The organism is Pseudomonas sp. UM16 (genome assembly GCF_050312595.1).
Taxonomy (GTDB): Bacteria; Pseudomonadota; Gammaproteobacteria; order Pseudomonadales; family Pseudomonadaceae; genus Aquipseudomonas.
In genome coordinates this window covers 280,724-296,524 of the sequence record NZ_JBNPJT010000004.1, presented here as the reverse complement: position 1 = coordinate 296,524, position 15,801 = coordinate 280,724, and the positions used below count along the sequence as shown (strand labels likewise).

At 59.7% G+C, this 15,801-nt stretch carries 12 protein-coding genes; 8 read left to right on the top strand and 4 right to left on the bottom strand.

All coding sequences use genetic code 11. The annotated features are described in order from the left end of the window. Positions 1 to 10 precede the first annotated feature (10 nt). Positions 11 to 1,813 (bottom strand): cation:proton antiporter, encoded by a 1,803-nt coding sequence (locus tag ACQRAX_RS06760; RefSeq protein ID WP_412037860.1) that lies wholly within the window; start codon positions 1,811 to 1,813, stop codon positions 11 to 13. 76 nt (positions 1,814 to 1,889) lie between these two features. Here ACQRAX_RS06760 and xerD point away from each other — a divergent pair, with 76 nt between their 5' ends. From xerD to ACQRAX_RS06730, 6 genes are all read left to right on the top strand, one after another. Further along, a complete protein-coding gene (xerD, locus tag ACQRAX_RS06755; protein WP_412037861.1) occupies positions 1,890 to 2,786 on the top strand; it encodes a site-specific tyrosine recombinase XerD in 897 nt (298 codons plus the stop codon). A gap of 137 nt (positions 2,787 to 2,923) precedes the next feature. Further along, positions 2,924 to 3,658 carry a bifunctional protein-disulfide isomerase/oxidoreductase DsbC gene (gene dsbC / locus ACQRAX_RS06750; protein ID WP_045189520.1) on the top strand — a complete coding sequence of 245 codons (735 nt, stop codon included), beginning with the start codon at positions 2,924 to 2,926 and terminating at the stop codon, positions 3,656 to 3,658. 81 nt (positions 3,659 to 3,739) lie between these two features. Beyond that, positions 3,740 to 5,044, top strand: coding sequence for a homoserine dehydrogenase (locus ACQRAX_RS06745; protein ID WP_412037862.1), 1,305 nt, complete (start codon positions 3,740 to 3,742; stop codon positions 5,042 to 5,044). 105 nt (positions 5,045 to 5,149) lie between these two features. Next, entirely contained in the window at positions 5,150 to 6,559 is a 1,410-nt protein-coding gene (thrC, locus tag ACQRAX_RS06740; protein WP_412037863.1) for a threonine synthase, read from the top strand. A 211-nt stretch (positions 6,560 to 6,770) separates the two neighbouring features. After that, positions 6,771 to 10,373 (top strand): ATP-binding protein, encoded by a 3,603-nt coding sequence (locus tag ACQRAX_RS06735; protein WP_412037864.1) that lies wholly within the window; start codon positions 6,771 to 6,773, stop codon positions 10,371 to 10,373. 85 nt (positions 10,374 to 10,458) lie between these two features. Next, complete coding sequence (locus ACQRAX_RS06730) at positions 10,459 to 11,679, top strand: EAL domain-containing response regulator (RefSeq protein WP_412037865.1); 1,221 nt, start codon at positions 10,459 to 10,461, stop codon at positions 11,677 to 11,679. 8 nt (positions 11,680 to 11,687) lie between these two features. Here the strand turns inward: ACQRAX_RS06730 and ACQRAX_RS06725 are convergent, their stop codons facing one another. After that, positions 11,688 to 12,350 (bottom strand): response regulator, encoded by a 663-nt coding sequence (locus ACQRAX_RS06725; protein WP_412037866.1) that lies wholly within the window; start codon positions 12,348 to 12,350, stop codon positions 11,688 to 11,690. Positions 12,351 to 12,504: 154 nt separating this feature from the next. Here ACQRAX_RS06725 and ACQRAX_RS06720 point away from each other — a divergent pair, with 154 nt between their 5' ends. After that, positions 12,505 to 12,792 carry a DUF3509 domain-containing protein gene (locus tag ACQRAX_RS06720; protein ID WP_412038422.1) on the top strand — a complete coding sequence of 96 codons (288 nt, stop codon included), beginning with the start codon at positions 12,505 to 12,507 and terminating at the stop codon, positions 12,790 to 12,792. A 150-nt stretch (positions 12,793 to 12,942) separates the two neighbouring features. On the opposite strand, the gene ACQRAX_RS06715 is transcribed toward ACQRAX_RS06720, so the two are convergent. Further along, positions 12,943 to 13,830 (bottom strand): TIGR02285 family protein, encoded by an 888-nt coding sequence (locus ACQRAX_RS06715; RefSeq protein WP_412037867.1) that lies wholly within the window; start codon positions 13,828 to 13,830, stop codon positions 12,943 to 12,945. A 47-nt stretch (positions 13,831 to 13,877) separates the two neighbouring features. Beyond that, a complete protein-coding gene (locus ACQRAX_RS06710; protein WP_412037868.1) occupies positions 13,878 to 15,077 on the bottom strand; it encodes a CaiB/BaiF CoA transferase family protein in 1,200 nt (399 codons plus the stop codon). A 130-nt stretch (positions 15,078 to 15,207) separates the two neighbouring features. Here ACQRAX_RS06710 and ACQRAX_RS06705 point away from each other — a divergent pair, with 130 nt between their 5' ends. Continuing rightward, on the top strand, positions 15,208 to 15,750 hold the full coding sequence (locus ACQRAX_RS06705) for a YaeQ family protein (protein ID WP_412037869.1): 543 nt from the start codon (positions 15,208 to 15,210) through the stop codon (positions 15,748 to 15,750). Positions 15,751 to 15,801 lie beyond the last annotated feature (51 nt).

Genomic DNA, 15,801 nt, shown 5'->3' with positions numbered 1-15,801 from the left:
GCCGGTGGGGTTAGCTTTGCTCCGGTTGTATCAGCGCCACCACCGTCCACCCGGCACCAGGCTTGAGTACGCTATCAGGCCCGAACACATGCACCCAGTCGCTGCTGTCACGGGCAAACAGCAGGGTTGCCCGCTCGCCATGCAGGGCCTGATAGTCTTCCCAGCCAAAGGTCTCCGTCAGATTGGTGCTGTACAGCTCTGCGCCTTGGTGTAGCTGATTAGCCAATTGAACATAGGTCAGCGCCTGGCTGCCCAGTACATGCCCGCGATGCTCGTCACTGGCGCGGTGTTTGTCACTACGGCGGGTTTCCAACCCGCTGGCCAGTACGAACAGCCGCGCATGACCAAAGTCATGGCGAAAGCGTGCGCAAGCCAGGGTATTGAGTTCCCCCGAAGGGGACAGGCCAAGCAAGTGCCCCAGACCCACCAGGTCCAAATGGGCGTCGGCATGCTGTGAGGCCGGATTGCCGAAGTAAGTCGGCAGCCCCTCCATACGCGCCGCACGGATGTTTTCCCAGCTCGAATCGGTGAGCAAAACCCGGCAGTCCAGTTGCTGCAGGGCTTTGCCAATGGCTCGTGCTGGCGGGTTGGCGCCGACGATGAGAAATCCGCTAGGCGCAGGTTCCGCAACGTTCAGCAGGCGCGCCAACGGCCGCGCCGTGGCGCTTTGCAACACCACGGTGCCGATAATCACGGCAAAGGTCAGTGGCACTAGCAACAAGGCGCCTTCATGCCCTGCTTCATGCAGGCGAATGGCGAAAATCGCCGACACCGCTGCCGCCACGATTCCGCGTGGGGCAATCCAGCCTAGCAAGGCGCGCTCACGCCAGTTCAAGTTTGACCCCCAGGTCGACAGCGCGACGTTCAGTGGGCGGGCGATCAACTGGATGATCAGCAGCAATGCCAGCACCGCAGGGCCAAGGCCGAGCAGGGCGTTGAGGTCCAGGCGTGCTGCGAGCAGGATGAACAGCCCGGAGATTAACAAGACACTGAGGTTTTCCTTGAAGTGCAAGATCTGCCGGACGTCCACCCCTTTCATGTTGGCCAGCCACATGCCCATGATGGTCACCGCCAGCAACCCGGACTCGTGTGTCACCTGATTGGAGGCGATAAAGATGCCCAGCACTGCAGCCAGCGATGCCAGGTTGTGCAGGTACTCGGGCAGCCACTGCTGGCGCATGACCTGGCCGAGTATCCAGCCTCCGGCAGCGCCGAATGCGCTGCCGCACAGAATCACCCCGGCAAAGGTCAGCAGACTCTGACTCAGACCGTTGCCAGCAGCGCTGGCGATGATAAAGCTGTACACCACTACCGCTAACAGCGCGCCGATCGGGTCGATGACGATACCTTCCCAACGCAGGATGTTGGCGATGGTCGACTTCGGTCGCACCACCCGCAACATCGGCACGATGACCGTAGGGCCGGTGACCAGGGTCAAGGTGCCGAACAGGGTTGCCAGCAGCCAATCAAAGCCCAGCAGCCAATGGGTGGCCAAGGTGATGATCACCCAGGTCGACAGCGCACCGATGGTGACCATGCGATGCACCACCGTGCCGATCTCGCGCCATTGCGACAAATGCAGTGTCAGGCTGCCTTCGAACAGGATCAGCGCCACTGCTAGTGAAACCAGCGGCATCAGCAGTGGGCCGAACATTTCTTGCGGATCCAGCCAGCCGAGGATGGGGCCGGCGAGAATGCCGCTAAGCAGGAGAAAGAGAATCGCCGGTAGCTTCAGGCGCCAGGCCAGCCATTGGCAAGCGAGGGCGGCAGCGCCAATGCCACCAAAGGTCAGCAATATCTGTTGTTCGTTCATTCGGACTCCCTATGCCGACCATGTTGTGGAAGACTAGCGGCAATTCTGCGCTTTCGTCACCTGCTTCCGAGTTGTCATGCCTGCCATCGAACATCCCCTGATTGACCAGTTTCTCGACGCCCTGTGGTTGGAAAAAGGCCTGGCGGACAATACCCGCGAGTCTTATCGCAGTGACCTGGCGTTGTTCAATGGCTGGCTTGCGGAGCACCACGTGGCTTTGCCCGACGCCGGACGCGAGCTGATTCTCGATCACTTGGCCTGGCGCCTGGATCAAGGCTACAAGCCGCGATCGACCGCGCGCTTTCTTTCTGGTGTCCGTGGCTTTTATCGCTATTTGCTGCGAGAAAAGCTGATCGGCATCGACCCGACATTGCAAGTCGAGATGCCGCAATTGGGGCGGCCGTTGCCCAAGTCTTTGTCCGAAGAGGACGTGGAAGCGTTGCTGCAGGCGCCGGATCTTGGCGAGCCTATCGGCCAGCGCGATCGTGCCATGCTCGAAGTCCTCTATGCCTGCGGCCTGCGGGTCACTGAATTGGTCAGCCTGACGCTGGATCAGATCAACCTGCGCCAGGGCGTGTTGCGGGTCATGGGCAAGGGCAGCAAGGAGCGCCTGGTGCCGATGGGGGAAGAGGCGGTGGTATGGCTGGAGCGCTATCTGCGCGATGGCCGCAATGAGCTACTCAACGGGCGCCCAAGTGACGTGCTGTTTCCCAGCCTGCGCGGCGAGCAGATGACCCGCCAGACCTTCTGGCACCGGATCAAGCATCAGGCTCAGGTCGCCGGCATCAGCAAAAGTCTGTCGCCGCATACCTTGCGCCATGCCTTTGCCACGCATTTGCTCAACCACGGTGCTGACTTGCGCGTAGTGCAGATGTTACTGGGGCACAGCGACTTGTCGACCACACAGATCTACACCCATGTTGCCCGCGCACGCTTGCAGGAGTTGCACGCGCGCCATCACCCACGCGGCTGATCAGGGTATCGGCTGGGGGCGGTCTGCGCGGACATGATGTGATAGGCTTGGACGGTTTGCATCAAGGGCCATCCGCGCACTGTCATTTCAGCACGTGCCTCGCTGGAATGGCCCTTTGCCCGCCTTCAGGAGTTCCCATGCGCGTGACCCAGATTATCGCCACCGCCACCCTGGCGTTGGTCAGCACTTTTGCCGCTGCCGCCGACAACGCCGAGCAGGCAATCCGCAAGACCCTGCAAACCCTGGAGCTGGGGCTGCCGGTCGAAAGTGTAGCCTCAAGCCCATTGAACGGTTTGTACGAAGTCAAGCTTCAGGGCGGTCGCGTTCTGTATGCCAGCCCCGATGGCCAGTTCGTCATGCAGGGCTATCTGTATCAGATCCAGGACGGCAAGCCGGTCAACTTGACAGAAAAAACCGAGCGTCAGGCCATCGCCAAGAGCATCAATGCTATTCCAGCGGCCGAGATGGTGGTTTATCCTGCCAAGGGCGAAACCAAATCGCACATCACTGTGTTTACCGACACGACCTGCCCGTACTGCCACAAGCTGCACGCCGAAGTTCCTGAGCTCAACCGTCGCGGTATCGAAGTGCGCTACGTAGCCTTCCCGCGCCAGGGCCTCGGCTCCCCGGGCGACGAACAACTGCAAGCCGTCTGGTGCTCCAGCGACCGCAAGGGCGCTCTGGACAAGATGATCGACGGTAAAGAAATCAAGGCGGCCAAATGCGCCAACCCGGTCAGCAAGCAATTCCAGCTGGGCCAGTCGATTGGTGTCAACGGTACCCCGGCCATCGTCCTTGAGGACGGCCAGGTAATCCCGGGTTATCAACCGGCGCCACAGGTTGCCAAGCTGGCACTGGCTGGCAGTAAGTAAATCAACAAGCAAGCCGTCACCATGGGGAGGCGGCTGTTTTCACGGACGGCTGCATGCCGTTCGTTCAATGGGGAGTTCACAGTGAAACCGGTCAAAGTAGGCATCTGTGGGTTGGGGACCGTCGGTGGCGGTACCTTCAATGTACTTCAGCGAAACGCCGAGGAGATCGCCCGTCGTGCCGGGCGTGGTATCGAAGTGGCACAGATTGCCATGCGTTCGCCAAACCCGAATTGCCAGATTACCGGTACCCCCATTACCGCTGATGTATTCGAGGTCGCAACGAACCCGGAAATCGACATTGTCATCGAGCTGATTGGCGGCTACACCATTGCCCGTGATCTGGTGCTCAAGGCGATCGACAATGGCAAACACGTGGTCACCGCTAACAAGGCGTTGATCGCCGTGCACGGCAACGAGATTTTTGCCAAGGCACGCGAGAAGGGCGTGATCGTCGCCTTCGAGGCGGCCGTGGCAGGCGGTATTCCGGTAATCAAGGCCATCCGTGAAGGCCTCTCGGCCAACCGCATCAACTGGGTTGCCGGGATCATCAACGGCACCGGCAACTTCATCCTCACTGAAATGCGTGAGAAAGGCCGCACCTTCCCCGATGTGCTGGCCGAAGCTCAAGCCCTGGGTTATGCCGAAGCCGATCCGACCTTCGACGTTGAAGGCATCGATGCGGCGCACAAGCTGACCATCCTGGCCTCCATCGCCTTTGGTATCCCGCTGCAATTCGACAAGGCTTACACCGAAGGCATCACGCAGTTGACCACCGCCGACGTTAACTACGCCGAGGCGTTGGGCTACCGGATCAAGCACCTGGGCGTGGCGCGCAGTACTGCCAACGGCATCGAGCTGCGGGTCCACCCGACGCTGATCCCGGCCGACCGGCTGATTGCCAATGTCAACGGCGTGATGAACGCGGTCATGGTCAACGGTGATGCGGCTGGTTCCACCCTGTTCTACGGTGCGGGCGCTGGCATGGAACCAACGGCTTCTTCAGTCGTGGCCGACCTGGTCGATGTGGTCCGGGCGATGACTTCCGACCCGGAAAACCGTGTGCCGCACCTGGCCTTCCAGCCGGATTCGCTGTCGGCACATCCGATCCTGCCGATCGAGGCTTGCGAAAGCGCCTACTACCTGCGCATCCAGGCCAAAGATCACCCAGGGGTGTTGGCTCAGGTAGCGAGCATCCTCTCCGAGCGGGGCATCAACATCGAATCGATCATGCAGAAGGAAGTCGAGGAACAGGACGGCCTGGTGCCAATGATCCTGCTCACCCATCGGGTGCTCGAACAACGCATGAACGACGCCATCACTGCCCTGGAAGCATTGCAGGATGTGGTCGGCAATGTCGTGCGTATCCGCGTCGAACAGCTCAGTTAACTTCAGCGGCAAGTGGCAAGCTGCAAGTTGCAAGTATGGCGTCACCTGGCGCTTACTTGTCGCTTGAAGCTAGACGCTTGAAGCCCAAACCAAAGGTTTGTACCTATGCGTTACATCAGTACCCGCGGCCAGGCACCGGCCCTGAATTTCGAAGACGTCCTGCTCGCCGGTCTGGCCAGCGACGGCGGCTTGTACGTACCGGAAAACCTGCCGCGTTTCACCCAGGAGGAGATTGCTTCCTGGGCTGGCCTGCCGTACCACGAGCTGGCTTTCCGGGTGATGCGCCCATTCGTCACCGGCAGCATTGCCGATGCCGATTTCAAGAAGATTCTCGAAGAAACCTACGGCGAGTTCGCTCACGCTGCGGTCGCCCCGTTGCGTCAGCTGAACAGCAACGAATGGGTGCTGGAGCTGTTCCACGGCCCAACCCTGGCGTTCAAGGACTTTGCCCTGCAATTGCTTGGTCGCCTGCTGGACCACGTCCTGGCCAAGCGTGGCGAGCGCGTCGTGATCATCGGTGCTACCAGTGGTGACACCGGTTCTGCCGCCATCGAAGGTTGCCGCCGCTGCGACAACGTCGACATCTTCATCCTGCACCCACACCAGCGTGTCTCGGAAGTACAGCGCCGGCAGATGACCACGATCTTCGGCGAGAACATTCACAACATCGCCATCGAAGGCAACTTCGACGACTGCCAGGAAATGGTCAAGGCCAGCTTCGCTGACCAGGGCTTCCTCAAGGGCACTCGTCTGGTGGCAGTCAACTCGATCAACTGGGCGCGGATCATGGCCCAGATCGTTTACTACTTCCACGCTGCCCTGCAGTTGGGTGGCCCGGCGCGTTCGATCGCGTTCTCGGTGCCGACCGGTAACTTTGGCGACATCTTCGCCGGCTACCTGGCACGCAACATGGGCCTGCCGATCAGCCAGTTGATCGTTGCCACCAACCGCAATGACATCCTGCACCGCTTCATGAGCGGCAACCAGTACGTCAAGGAAACCCTGCACGCGACCCTGTCGCCGTCGATGGACATCATGGTCTCGTCCAACTTCGAGCGCCTGCTGTTCGACCTGCACGGTCGCAACGGCGCGGCGATTGCCGGGTTGATGGACAACTTCAAGCAGGGCGGTGGTTTCAGCGTCGATCAGGATCGCTGGACCGAAGCCCGCAAGCTGTTCGATTCGCTGGCCGTCGATGATGCGCAAACCTGCGAAACCATCGCTGAGGTCTACGCTCAGACCGGTGAAGTGCTCGACCCGCACACCGCGATTGGGGTAAAAGCCGCTCGTGAATGCCGTCGCAGCCTGGATACGCCGATGGTGGTGTTGGGCACTGCGCATCCGGTCAAATTCCCGGAAGCGGTTGAGAAGGCCGGTGTCGGCAAGCCTCTGGAGCTGCCAGCGCACCTGAGCGACCTGTTCGCGCGGGAGGAGCGTTGCACGGTTCTGGCCAATGACCTGAAGGCGGTGCAAGCGTTCGTCAGTCAGCATGGTAATCGCGGCAAGCCAATTTGACCGATTGATAGGCCCACAAAAAGCCCGTCTTTGACGGGCTTTTTGTATTATCGGGGATGATGTTGAGGCTAGATGTTTAGAGGGGCGAGTTGATGCTACCTCGATTGGATAAGCTTTTGCCCTCAGCCCGACCCAGTGCCCAATGCGGGAGACCGTGAAGAGCCTTTTTTATTTCTACACTGCCAGAGTCAGAAGTAGCGATGGAGTATCAATGAGCAAAGGACCCCGTCGAACAGCGGTACTGCTGTTGACCTGCCTGTTGTGGCTCTGTACGGCTGGCTGGGTGCAGGCCGCACAGCTGCCGTTTACCCTGGCGCCGCCGTTCATCGACCTTGAACCGATGCCGTTGAGCCATGCCGAACAGCAATGGCTCGGCTCCGCTCGCGTACTGCGGGTGGGCATTTCCATTGCCGACTATGAACCGGTTGATATCACTATCGACCGCAACCGCTACCAAGGTATCAGCGCCGATTACCTGAGCCTGGTTGCCGACCGCCTTGGGGTCAAGACCCAGGTACTGGCATTCGCCAAGCGTGAAGAAGCCATCGAAGCGCTGCACCAGGGAACGATTGATGTACTGACCAGCGCCAATGGTTTCGAACGCAGCGTGCCGGGCCTGGTGTTTACCGAAGACTACATCCCTGACCGCTCCATGGTGGTAGTCCGCGGCGGTGCGCCGTTGCCCGCCGAGTCCCTGGCCGGAAAGAAAATTGTCCTGCTCGACGGCTATGCCGATACCCAGGTAATGCATCGGGTCTACCCGCAGAGCCAGGTGATCCTGGCCCCCAACCTCAGTAGCGCCCTGGAAGCACTCAACCAGGGTGAGGTTGATGTCTTTATCGGCAACGAGATCATCATTCGCGCCTTCAACGCCTTGCGCCCATATCTGGGATTACAGGTAGTCGGCCCCAGCGCCTTGCCACCCATTGGCTTCGCCTTTGCCATACGGGCCGAAGATCGGCCGTTGCAGGCCTTGTTCAACCGTGCGCTGGGCAGTCTCGATGATGCCGTGCGCCGGGAAATTCTTGGTCGTTGGACCTCCGGGCTGGGCGCGGATGTGGCCCATCACCGCGTCGAATTAACTGCCAAGGAGCGGCAATGGATCGCCAGCCATCCGAAGGTGACGGTGGTCGGTAGTCAGTATCCACCGTACCTGTTTCGCAATCGTCAGGGCGATTGGACCGGGCTCAACAGCGACGTATTGGCCACCGTCGCGCAGCTGACGGGGCTGCAGTTCGCCTATGCACCTTCCGAATCCATCGCCCAGAGTCTGCACTTGCTCAAGAGCGGCCAGGCAGACATGAGCACCACATTGAGCGAAACGCCCGAGCGTCGGCAGTTTCTCACCTTCACCCACTCGTTAGGTGGGCAGAGCTGGGTGTTCATTGTTCGACCCGCGAACCTGGGCCTGGCATCGCTGGAGGAACTGGCCGGCGAAACCCTGGCCTTGCCCGCCCAGCATGCACTGGAGAGCAGTGTCCGCCAAAAGCACCCCGGCATTCGTCTGCTGCTGGTGGACTCTCTGCAGCAAGCGCGGGAAAAGGTACGCAACGGCGAGGCGTTGGCGACCATCGACAGCGAGATCGGTGCCTACAGCGCGCTCAGCAATGATCCGCAGCTCCAGGTTGGACGCGGGGTCGAAGGCAAATGGGCGCCGGACCGGTTTTCCGTACGCCGCACTGCGCCGGAGCTGGAGAGCATTCTGAACAAGGCACTGGAAGCCTTCCCGGTCGCTGAGCTACGTGCGGTGCGTATGAAGTGGTTGGGCGCACTGGCACCACCGGCGCCGGCCTGGCAGCAGATTGCACCGTGGATGTACTGGAGCGCGGCGGGCCTTGTGCTGTTCGGCTTGGCTTCGCTGCTCTGGAGCAGTCGCTTGCGGGCGCAGATCAACCAGCGGGAAAAGGCCGAAGAAGCGCTCAATGACCAATTGGCCTTCAAGCGCGCGTTGCTCGACGGTATCCCCATCCCGATTTATGTGCGTGATCTGGAGGGGCGCCTGATCACCTGCAACAAGAGTTACGAGCAGGTGTTTTCGTTACGTCTGGAGGATGTCAAAGGGCGCCGCCTGACCGATATCGAGGTGATCCCGCACGAGCTGGCAACGCAACTGCATGCTGATTATTTGAGCTTGCTGCAGAACCCCAAGCCAGTGTTTGTCGACCGCAGTATTGAGCACCAAGGTCAGCGCACCGACGCCTACCAGTGGACGGTGCCGTTCTATCGCGCCGATGGTCAGTTACAAGGTCTGCTCGGCGGCTGGATCGATATCACCGAACGCAAGCAGCTGGAGGCTGACCTGGTAGAAGCGCGCCAGCAGGCGGAGCAGGCCAACCAGGCGAAAAGTGTCTTCCTGGCGACCATGAGTCATGAGATCCGCACACCCATGGCGGTGATCATCGGCTTGCTGGAGCTGGAGCGCGAAACCGCCCTGGCTAACGGGCAGGTGCCTTCACCGGGGTTGGAGACGGCCCACCGGTCGGCTGGAGAGCTCATGGCTTTGATCGGTGACAGCCTGGATTTGGCCCGTATCGAAGCCGGCAGCCTGCAGCTGGCACCTCAGGCGACCGCGCTGAAGCCCTTTATCGAAGGCATTGTCAGCCAGTTTCGCAATCAGGCCCTGACACAAGGACTGGACCTGCACTTGCATGTGGCACAGGACGTTCAAGGGGCGTTCTGGTTTGATCCGCTGCGACTTCGGCAGGTGTTGGTCAATTTGCTCGGCAATGCCCTCAAGTTTACCCACTTGGGTCAGGTCAACGTTCGGGTCAGTCGCACCACGCAGGACACGCCAGCAGGTGTTGGCTTGCTGTTTTGTGTGCGTGACAGTGGCATCGGCATCAGTGCGCAGCAACAGAGCGAGCTGTTTACACCTTTTGCCCAGGCCAGTGCGCGCTTGGCCAGCGAGTACGGTGGGTCGGGGCTGGGCCTGAGTATCTGTCGGCAGTTGGTCGAACTGATGGGCGGCACAATCAACCTGCACAGTGCACCGGGCCAAGGCACCGAGGTACGGGTTGAGCTGTTCGTTGAGCCAGTTGTCCAAGCCCAGGAGCCATGCGGCCCAGAGGCTGTAAATCGTCAGGACAGTCCAGCACGACGGATTCTGGTGGTTGATGATCTGTCTGCCAATCGCCTGGTCCTCAGCCAGCAACTGGCGTTTCTCGGTCATCAGGTACTGGCCGTGGAAACGGGCCAGGCGGCATTGCAGGCGATGCAGAACGAACGCTTCGATCTGCTGTTGACCGACTGCAACATGCCGGTCATGAGTGGTTATGCCTTGGCGCGCGCTATTCGTCGGGTCGAAAGCCAAGCGCTGCGACCGGCTATCGCCATCGTTGGCTGTACCGCTAATGCCATGAAAGAAGAGCGTGAGCGTTGCCTGGCGGCGGGAATGGACGAACTACTGGTTAAACCGGTTTCCCTGGAGCGTTTGGCGGCGGTGATCGAGGCGCAGGCACCGCTATGCAGTTTCCGCATTCAGACCCTGCAGCAGATGACCCAGGCCAATCATCAGGTTATGCAGCGTATGCTCGAGGAGTTACAGAAGAACCTCGGTGAGGAACAGTTTCTGCTCGCAGATGCTGTATCGCGCCAGGCGCTGGACGCTATACGCGCGTCCTTGCATCGAATGGAGGGCGTTGCCTGCCTGATTGACGCTTTGCCCCTGGCCCAAGCGTGCGCTGCCTTAGGTCGCGCCTGCCGTGAGCGTGGCCCGGACGCGGTAAGCGCTGCCTGGCCTGCGTTGGAGCAAGCGATATTGCAGCTCAAGGCTGATATTGAAAGGGAGCTTCAGAAAATACCGCAAGCACTTTAGGACAAGTCCGATATGTTGTTCGGACGCGCTTGCCTAAAGTGGCGCCTGTGCTGTCGCACATGACTGCCACTGCGGGGTAAGGCTCATGCATTCACTCAAAGTTCTTATTCTCGAGGACCATCCCTTTCAACTCATGGCGTTGCATCAAATGCTCAACGCCAACGGCGTATTCGATGTCCTGACCGCCGAATCTGTCGAGTCTGCCTGTCAGACCCTGTCTCGTCGCGGTCGAGTCGATATTGCCATTTGCGACTTGCAGATGGAGGGCGCTGACGGCCTGGCGTTGATCCGTCATTTGGCTGAAAGTGGGTTGGCGGCCGCGGTCGTCATTCTCAGCGCTGCCGAACCCTGCGTAATCGACAGTGTGGGGGTGCTAGCCCGGCAACTGGGCCTGAACGTGCTGGGTTGTGTGCCAAAGCCCGCCACCAGCCTGGTTCTGCATCAGCTGTTGCGTCGTTACCTTGAGCAGGAGAATTCCACGCGTGCACCTGCCGAGCTGCCAGTCTATCCACAGTTGTTGAATCTGACGGCGTCGGAGCTGGCGCAATGCAAAGATCAGTGGGTGGTGCACTATCAACCCCAGGTAAACTGTGACGGTAAACTGGTGGGGACAGAAGCGTTGGTGCGCTGGCAGCATCCGACGTTGGGGCTGTTGACTCCGGCGCAGTTTTTTCCGCTGATTGAGCGTGCTGGTTTGTTCGATACCTTGACCTGGCATGTGCTGGACCAGGCTTTGGCGTTCAGTGCGCAGTTTCAAACGCGCACCGGCGCGGCATTGCCCGTGGCGGTAAACATCGCACCGCAACTGCTGCAGCGAGATGACTTTCACGATCAGGTCAAAGCGGCGCTGCAACGTCATGCTGTGCCCGCCAGCGCCTTGACCCTGGAAATGATTGAAACTGCGGGCAGTGCGCTGAACGAGGAGCAGCTCGAAGGTCTGCTACACCTGCGTATCCTCGGTTGCCAGCTGTCCATCGATGATTTCGGCACCGGCGTTTCCAATGTGCAGCGCCTGCTGGAGTTGCCGTTCAGCGAGTTGAAGCTGCCCAGCGAGTTTGTTCGCGGCATGGCTCAGGATGGCCGCAAGGCTGCAGTAGTGGCAGGGGCCCTGATCATGGCACGGCGAATGAACCTCAACGTGGTCGTCGAAGGGGTAGAAACGCTTGACGATCTGCTGGCCATCAAGGATTTGGGCCATCCAGTCATGCAGGGTTACTTCATCGCTCGCCCCATGCCGGGCGCGCAACTGCTGGACTGGATAGCGACGCGTACCAGTGCTGGTTTCAAGCAACTGGCCACTGCTTGAACGTGGGCTTACGCCAGCCCATGTTCCTGCAGGTAAAGATAGAGTGCGGCATCGTTGGCCACTCCCAGTTTGCGCATGGCGCTTACTTTTTGAGTGCTGACCGTCTGTTTGCTGCGGTTGAGCAGGGCGGCGATCTGGCTCACCGTATGCCCGGCCGCCAGCAGGCGGGTGACCTCCAGTTCTCTGGGTGAGAGGTTTTCCTGGACGCCAATCCTGTCCTCGCGGACCGCGCCATCCTGGAGCAACAGGCGCTGAACCGAGGCAGCTACGTACACCTTGCCTAGGGCCATGTAGCTGATGGCCTGGGGCAGTTCGTCAGCCAGGCTGGCCTTGCTCAACAGTCCGTTGATTCCCAGATTGAGCATCGCCCGGAACAGCCCGGCGTTGTTGAGCATGGTCACCACCAGAATCGGCAATTGTGGATAGTGCCGACGTATTTGCTCGAGCAGTTTCAAGCCGTCGTTCTGCTGCTCGACCGGCATCATGAAATCAGTCACCAGCACATCACATTGCTGCGCCTGCAGTTGCGCCAGCAGTTCCTTCGGACTTCCGGCTTGGGCGACGACCTTCACTGCGCTGATTTGATCAAGGACAGCCTGCAATCCGATACGAAAGATCGGATGGTCGTCCGCTAGGACAATGCGCAATGGGTGTAAAGGGGGTTTACTCAAAGCAGGCTCCGTTCGAGCAATGGAGGGTTTCAAACTGTCATTTTTGCCAGTCATGCTCGTTGAATCTGCAGTGGACCATGCCGACAGAACTTTCCTGCACGATTTGCGGTCATTGGTGTATCCCTTGGAAACAGGTAGGTGAGCAATGGACAGGATGAAATGTTTGGGCTCGTTGTTAAGTGAAGCATTGGCGCCGTACCAGGTTATGCTGCAACCACAAGGTTCAGTAAATCAATTCAATCTGCTGGTAGTCGATGAATCTAGTCAGACTATCCTGCGCCGCTCGGTGGCGCTCAGCGAACTGCAATCGCAATCCTTGCTGGTTGATCTGGTCGATGGCTTGCAGCGTGACCTGCGGATTGTCGAAGGACGCCTGCAACCGTCAATGATCGCGGTCATGCAGCAGGTGCAGCAACAGCGCGGCCAGTCGCTCAGCCTGTAAAGGAACCATTGCCGTGACGGGCAATCAGAAACTATAGGGACCGTTGATGGGTGTTTTGCTCCGATACCTGTCGACGGTCGCGAGAAGTCCTGCGGGACTTTTGCTTAACCCCGGCGGCTTCCCCAACGTCCGGGGTTTCTTTTTGCCTGTTCACGGCGTGTCGTCGAAAAACTGCTGACTGTCCTGCAGGTAGCGTTCGCGCAGCTCCGGGTCCAGCCACTGGGCATAGAGGTCTGGCAGGGTATCGCGGCGCAGGGCTTTGAGTAGTTGATCGATATGACTGACGGCCTCGCGCCCCAGGGGTGTGTTGGCGCAGCCGATGTGGATGAACTGATAGCGAGCCACACCCTGGATTGGATAGAACCGGTAGTTGTCTGCTGCCCACCCTTGTTGTTGTACCAGGTAGCGGACCTCCGGCCAGTAACCAAGCAACAACTGCAGGCGCTCGCGTTGCTGCATCTGCAGCAGATTGGTTACCGCATCATTGCCATAGTGACGGCTCAAGGTTTTCTCTGGCAGGGTCTTGAGCAAGGCGTCGACCGAAGGGCTGTAGCTGCGTTCAGCAACCACACCCAGCTTCATTGAGGTGCTGCCGAGCAACGTGTGCAGGTCGATTTCGTCTTTGTTCAAATAAGGTTTGAGCAGGGAATGGTCCTGCTGGCGCACCACCAGACCGCTGCTGAGAATACCCAGGCTGGGTTGGGAAAAGTGCACGTACCGGGCTCGCTCGGGTGTCCAAAGCAGGGTGGGGTCGCAGGTAAAACGCCCCTCCTGGAGCATCTGATTGCCGCGTGCACGATTGACTCGCAGGATGCTGTGATCGTATTCGGGCATTTTCTCGATGAGCATCGGTAGCAGCTGGTCGACCACACCCTGGCCTTTGTTCGGCCCCTCGAAGATCGTCAGCGGCGGCAGATCGCGCAGCAGCCAGAACAACCGTTCCTTGGCCAATGCAACGCCGGGCATGCTGGTGCCCAACAGGGTACAGAGCATTAATGCCAACAGCGTGTGGCAGCGCTGTCGCCTGCGTTTGGTCATATGCAAGTCTCCACCGTCGGGTCGGTCACCGGGTCAGGCGCGATGCGTTACACTGCACCCTGTTCACGCAGGCGGGCAATGCCAGGTGCGTCGTAGCCGAGCTCAGCAAGCAGTTGCTCGGTGTGTGCGCCCAGTTCCGGCCCGACCCATTCGCTGGAGCCCGGTGTCTCTGACAGTTTTGGCACGATCCCAGGCATCTTGAACGGCTTGCCGTCGGGAAGCTTGGCTTGCAGGAACATCTCCCGGGCCAGGAACTGTGGGTCGCTGAACATATCTTCGGCACTGAATATACGGCTGGCCGGAACCTGCGCATCGTTGAGCACCTGCATCAGCGCGTCCAGCGCTAGGCTGGCGGCCCAGCGGTCGATGACGCCGTACAGTTCGTCGCGGCGCAGGTCGCGGCCATCGTTACTGGCCAGTTGCGGATCGTTGGCCAGGTCCTGGCGGCCAATGGCCTGCATCAAGCGTTTGAAGATCGCGTCTCCGTTGGCGCCGATCTGTACATGCTTGCCGTCGGCGCTGGTGTGGATCGACGAAGGGGTGATGCCCGGCATGATGTTGCCGGTACGCTCGCGAATAAAACCGAACACATCAAATTCGGGCACCATGCTTTCCATCATCGCGAAGATCGCTTCGTACAAGGCCACATCCACTACTTGCCCTTCACCGCCATTGACCTCGCGATGACGCAAGGCCATCAAGGCGCCGATCACCCCCCACAGTGCTGCGATTGAATCGCCGATAGAGATGCCGGTACGCACCGGTGGCCGGTCCTCGAAGCCGGTGATGTAGCGCAGCCCGCCCATGGATTCACCCACCGCACCGAAGCCGGGCTGGTCTTTCATCGGCCCGGTCTGACCAAAGCCGGACAGACGCACCATCACCAACTTAGGGTTCAGGGCGTGCAAGGTGTCCCAGCCGAGGCCGAGCTTCTCCAGAACCCCAGGGCGGAAGTTCTCGATCAGGATATCGGCGTCGGCCAGCAGCTTTTTCAGAATCTCGATGCCTTCGGCATGTTTGAGGTTGAGCGTCAGCGACTGCTTGTTACGGGCCTGGACAAACCACCACAGCGAAGTGCCCTCATACAGTTTGCGCCATTTGCGTAGCGGGTCACCGCCATCGGGAGATTCGACCTTGATGACCTGGGCGCCAAATTCGGCACAGATACGCGAAGCAAAAGGGCCGGCAATCAGAGTGCCGAGTTCGATGACTTTGAGTCCGGCGAGGGGTTTGCTGGGCGTGGGCATGTGGCGTCCGTAGCGGCAGGTCAGAGCTCCCGTTTTTATCACAGGCAGACGCGCTCAGATACTGTCGCGGGGCAAGGATTGTACGGATCGGTTAGACTGGGCGACTTTTTCTTTGCGCAAGATGCCCGCCATGGCCCAGCCCTCCACGACCTACAAGTTTGAATTGAACCTCACCGATCTCGATCGCGGTGTGTACGAAAGCGTCAAGCAAACCATTGCCCGCCATCCTTCGGAAACCGAAGAACGTATGGCTGTTCGGTTGCTGGCCTACGCGCTGTGGTACAACGAGCAACTGACTTTCGGGCGTGGTCTGTCGGACGTGGATGAAGCTGCGCTGTGGGAAAAGAGTCTGGATGACCGCATCCTGCACTGGATCGAAGTCGGTCAACCAGATGCCGAGCGCCTGACCTGGTGCTCGCGCCGCACCGAACGCACCAGCCTGCTGGCCTATGGCAGCCTGCGCGTCTGGGAGACCAAGGTGGTACCCGCGGTCAAGAACCTGAAGAACGTGAACATTGCCGCCGTACCGCAAGAGGTCCTGGAGATTCTGGCCAAGGACATGCCACGCTCGATCAAGTGGGATGTGATGATCAGCGAAGGCACGATCTTCGTCACCGATGACCGTGGCCAGCATGAAGTTCAGCTGCAATGGCTGCTGGGTGAGCGCGGCTAAGGCCGCCTTGCGCACACTCCCTATTCCTGATTGACGAGAAGCCCACGTCCG

Coding starts and splice junctions, on each gene's coding strand:
- ACQRAX_RS06760 (WP_412037860.1), bottom strand. CDS start 1,813: ATGAACGAACAACAGATATTGCTGACCTTTGGTGGCATTGGCGCTGCC.
- xerD (WP_412037861.1), top strand. CDS start 1,890: ATGCCTGCCATCGAACATCCCCTGATTGACCAGTTTCTCGACGCCCTG.
- dsbC (WP_045189520.1), top strand. CDS start 2,924: ATGCGCGTGACCCAGATTATCGCCACCGCCACCCTGGCGTTGGTCAGC.
- thrC (WP_412037863.1), top strand. CDS start 5,150: ATGCGTTACATCAGTACCCGCGGCCAGGCACCGGCCCTGAATTTCGAA.
- ACQRAX_RS06735 (WP_412037864.1), top strand. CDS start 6,771: ATGAGCAAAGGACCCCGTCGAACAGCGGTACTGCTGTTGACCTGCCTG.
- ACQRAX_RS06730 (WP_412037865.1), top strand. CDS start 10,459: ATGCATTCACTCAAAGTTCTTATTCTCGAGGACCATCCCTTTCAACTC.
- ACQRAX_RS06720 (WP_412038422.1), top strand. CDS start 12,505: ATGAAATGTTTGGGCTCGTTGTTAAGTGAAGCATTGGCGCCGTACCAG.
- ACQRAX_RS06715 (WP_412037867.1), bottom strand. CDS start 13,830: ATGACCAAACGCAGGCGACAGCGCTGCCACACGCTGTTGGCATTAATG.
- ACQRAX_RS06710 (WP_412037868.1), bottom strand. CDS start 15,077: ATGCCCACGCCCAGCAAACCCCTCGCCGGACTCAAAGTCATCGAACTC.
- ACQRAX_RS06705 (WP_412037869.1), top strand. CDS start 15,208: ATGGCCCAGCCCTCCACGACCTACAAGTTTGAATTGAACCTCACCGAT.